Raw genomic sequence first — 3,925 nt, 5'->3', positions numbered from 1 at the left:
ATATAATACTCTTTTGTAAGCTTTAATAATCTTATAACTAAACAAATTATTATAAAATAGTGCTTGTTGTTAAAAAATAAGAAAACTAAATAGGTGCTGTTTTTAGACTATCTTTTAAGATATGATAACATCATATTGTATTTAAAAATTTATTTCCATTATACTGGCTTTGATCGTTTTTTCATTGTTTTATTTTATTTCAGTGAGATGAGCTTTCTCAAATTGCTTATCTAAAATGGTACAGGGAAGTGTCAATGAAGCCTTATAGATGGTGTAATAAGCTTGTTGATTGAAAGAATAGGGGGTATCAATAGGCAAAGGTGTAAAGAAAGAGCTGTTATTATTTTTTTTTTAGATACTGTTATTTGTCTATTGTCTAAAAATTCACTTTTTTAGTTTTATAGATAAATTCACGAATAGAATATGGCGCGGGACTAATGTAAAAAGGAAGAAAAGCCTATTTCAAGTAGAAAAACGCAATTCCTAAAGAGCTTTGTGTTGAAGCTTTGAAATGAATAATGCTTGGTCCATAAAATGGCACTTTTATCAGAAATTGTGCTTTTATTAAAAGGTTTCAGCTTTCATTATTTTGCGCTTTTGACATCTTCTCGATAAAAATACCTTACATTTTTTCTTAAGAAACAGGGAAGGGGGTATGAAGCAAGCGTGATTTATCAATAAAATCTGCGCTGGCAATGTTTTTTTCTGAGATTTTTGCTTTCACTTGGAGAAGCACTTTGCAACATTTTGTTTGAGAGAGATAAATACATTCAAACACTCAATCTGGTATGCTTTAAAAAAACAATATCCAGTCTTGTAAATCAATAAACCTTGATGGAGATGATGTTAAAGAGCTCCTTCTAATAAAAAAGCATAAGAATGGGGTAAACAACAAAGCTATTTGAGCGATCTTTTAATGAAAGAGTGTTAAGAATAAAAAGGGTAGCATGTTATGCTACCTTTTTGTTAAATTGAATAGTATGAATAGGCTGTTTTTACAGTTTTGATTTAAAACTGATAGCGTATTCCGTCTGAAAAGCTTGCTCCCGATATGCCTGTTTTTTCAAACTTTTGTTGATAGCTAACATCACCATGAAGGGAGAGGTTAGTGGATAATTGTGCATTCATACAAAGCCCACCTTCAATGGCTGCTCCCATAGCATCAAGTTTATAATCCTTATCAATATGGAGCGCTTGATCATCACCCAAGGTTTTAATCAAGTTTACTTTTCCATAGAAGGGCATAGGATGGTTGTTTTCAGAACTCACAACGGTTTTTGTCAAACGTCCACCAACACGGATCACCCATTGATGAGGATTGTTCATATCAATGGTAAAATGATCGGTATCTGAAATTGTATCAAACGTCAAATGTTGATAAGCAAGTTGTGCTTGTGGTTCAAACGTTACACCTTTCATTCCGGTGGCAAATTGTTTGCCAACAGTTGTGAAGATTGTAAACATTTTGGCATTTTTCAATTTTTCCGTTGTACCAATGATGGCATTGGTGATTTCTCCGTTTAGGATTTATAGGATAACAGGGTATCAAGATAGAAGCCATTGTCATGCTGTACGGTTCCATAGGCTGTGAGTGACCATTTATCAACAGTGTTTTTCCCTGCATCTTTCATACCCTTTGGAGTGAAAGAGAGTTGTCCATAAGTTCCAACAAGACCAAAATGTGTTGTGGTATTATGCCCTTCCAGTGCTGTGAAGTTAACACCCCCTTAGAGAGCGGCATAGCGAAGATCAGCACCGCTATAACCATATTGACGAAGCGCACTTTCACAGGACAATGCTCCTGTGCTTCCGTAGGTGTATAAGAAGAAGCTGTTCTGTTTTTCTTTTTGTTTTCTCAACACAGATGTTTTGAGATTGGCTAACAATGCGTTTTGCTCAGTCATATCGGTCAATCCACTATAGAAGAGAGCATTTGGCATGACCAAATAGTTTGTATTTATGGCACGACAGTTTTTACTTTTGAGTTATTATCAAGAAGTACTGGCTGTAAAATCCCAAAACTTTTTATTTTCTTCTGAAAGATTTTGTTTACCATTGGTTTTACGATGGTTTGATGTTGTTTCATAAGCTTTCAGTATATATTTATAAGGTGAACCACTTATTGTGATATAGCCATTTGCCAGTTTAAAAGAATTTGGATTTGCTTTTCCAAAAACTTGGATCAGTGAAAAATCTTGCATATTGCTAGGGATAGAAGTACTTGCTTCAATATTGTTCTTTTCTAAATGTCCAGTGACATAAACCAATGTAATACCTGAAACATCACCATGAATCAGAAGATGATCGGTTTTTTGCTCTGTTATTGGCTTGCTATCATTCCACAAAGTATTGAAAGAAATCTGTGCATTGCCTGTTGCATTATAGACCGCTTTGGTAACTGGTTTTCCAGAACCTATATGCAATGTGTGGTAATGTCCTTCTATTGATTCTGCAAAAACAATAGAGCTGTTGTTGAGGCCCAGAACAGAAATATCAGAATGTGCTCTTTGAGCAATATCAAGCAGGTTGCCATCAGCATCTTTTTCTTGTATACTAGTTCTCAAATGTCCATTTTGTATTGTTTGCAGATCAAAAATTGTTTTGAAATTTTTTTCAAAGTCTGCTCTACCCTCTAAAATAGAATTGTCTGCGCTTAATGTGAAACTACCATTGGATAGCGTTTTTAAATCTATATCTGACCAAGCCACTTTCCCTTTCGTAAAGAAACTATCTCCTAACAAAACATCGGCTCTGACTGTTGACTTTTTGAGATTAACTTTACCAATTAATAGATCGGTAACATTATCGTTGTTACTGTCTGTCAAAGCGCTAATGAGAATTCCAGTGCCCTCTTTAACGGTAAGAATTGTATTGGTCAAATTAACTTCTGCTGTTTTATTGTTGTTAGATTTTTCAAAAGCTATCCCCCTCTCTTCTGCTGTTGCAGAAACCTCTCTCACATCAATATGTCCATTATTATTTACAACAAATGTATCTTTTTTCTCAATGACTGTTCCTCCACTCATTTTGATCGTACTACCATCTCCTGCATAAAGTCCGATTTCAGCATTTTTTATTGTTGTATTCCCATATAACTCAACCAAACTACCCATATTTAGACTTGTTACACTGGGGATTTTACTACCATCTTTCGTTGTTAGAACGACATTCGTGGTTTTAATGTGTCCCCCCTTTTCTGCAAACAATGTTGTGTTTCCCGTCACTGTTCCTCCTGTCATGGTGATGGTGGATTTTGAGTCTTTTGCATAGAGCCCACTGTCATCAGATGATACAATTTGAGCATTGTCAGTTAAAGTAATAGTGCTGCCATCTAGGGCAGATAGTGCTGCACTTTTTGCGCTAAATGATCCTCCAGAAACGGTTATTTGAGAATTATCATTTGAAATTATGCTATTGATTGTTTGCTTAACTGTTACATTTTCTAAAGTAATCTTACTTCTTCTTGCATTTATTCCATTGATTAGTAGTGCATTGTCCTTACTATTTAATATTGTTACATCTTTCAGTTTGTTATTGCTCTTATTTTTTAAAAGGTGAACGCCAGATGCGGAACTCTTGATGGTGCCTCCGATCATTTTGATTGTGCTATCGTTTTGCGTATCACTTCCGATTTTAACATTACTAATTGTTGTATTTCCAAGCAATTCAATCATACTGTTAGAGCCAGAGGTAGCTGCACCAGCAGCTACGCCGCTGCCATCGTTGGTTGCTTTTAGAGTAACATTTGTGACCGTAATATGCTCACCTCTGTCTGCTTCTAAGGCTGTAGATTTTCCTGTCACGTTTCCTGTTGTCATTGTGATCTTGGATCCTGCACCTTCTGCATAGAGGCCTCCTTCATCATGGGATGTAATTTGAGTATTATCGGTTAAGATGATGCTGCTGCCATTTTGAGCACATATTG

Annotated in this window: 4 protein-coding genes; all 4 read right to left on the bottom strand. The window is 35.5% G+C overall.

Annotated features, from left to right (window positions below; translation table 11 throughout):
* Positions 1-1,008: 1,008 nt before the first annotated feature.
* Complete coding sequence (locus HWX04_RS08800; protein ID WP_281356853.1) at positions 1,009-1,479, bottom strand: autotransporter outer membrane beta-barrel domain-containing protein; 471 nt, start codon at positions 1,477-1,479, stop codon at positions 1,009-1,011.
* Between the two features lie 41 nt (positions 1,480-1,520).
* Positions 1,521-1,706, bottom strand: a complete 186-nt coding sequence (locus tag HWX04_RS08845) for an autotransporter outer membrane beta-barrel domain-containing protein (RefSeq protein ID WP_281356854.1) — start codon at positions 1,704-1,706, stop codon at positions 1,521-1,523.
* 21 nt (positions 1,707-1,727) lie between these two features.
* Positions 1,728-1,904: a hypothetical protein gene (locus HWX04_RS08795; protein WP_246257625.1), complete on the bottom strand. Its 177-nt coding sequence runs from the start codon at positions 1,902-1,904 to the stop codon at positions 1,728-1,730.
* 87 nt (positions 1,905-1,991) lie between these two features.
* Positions 1,992-3,925 (bottom strand): autotransporter outer membrane beta-barrel domain-containing protein (locus HWX04_RS07860; RefSeq protein WP_500676368.1); only part of this gene is annotated, 1,934 nt, incomplete at its 5' end.

Source organism: Bartonella gabonensis, from assembly GCF_903679515.1.
GTDB classification, from domain to species: Bacteria; Pseudomonadota; Alphaproteobacteria; order Rhizobiales; family Rhizobiaceae; genus Bartonella; species Bartonella gabonensis.
This window is presented reverse-complemented; position numbering and strand designations above follow the sequence as displayed.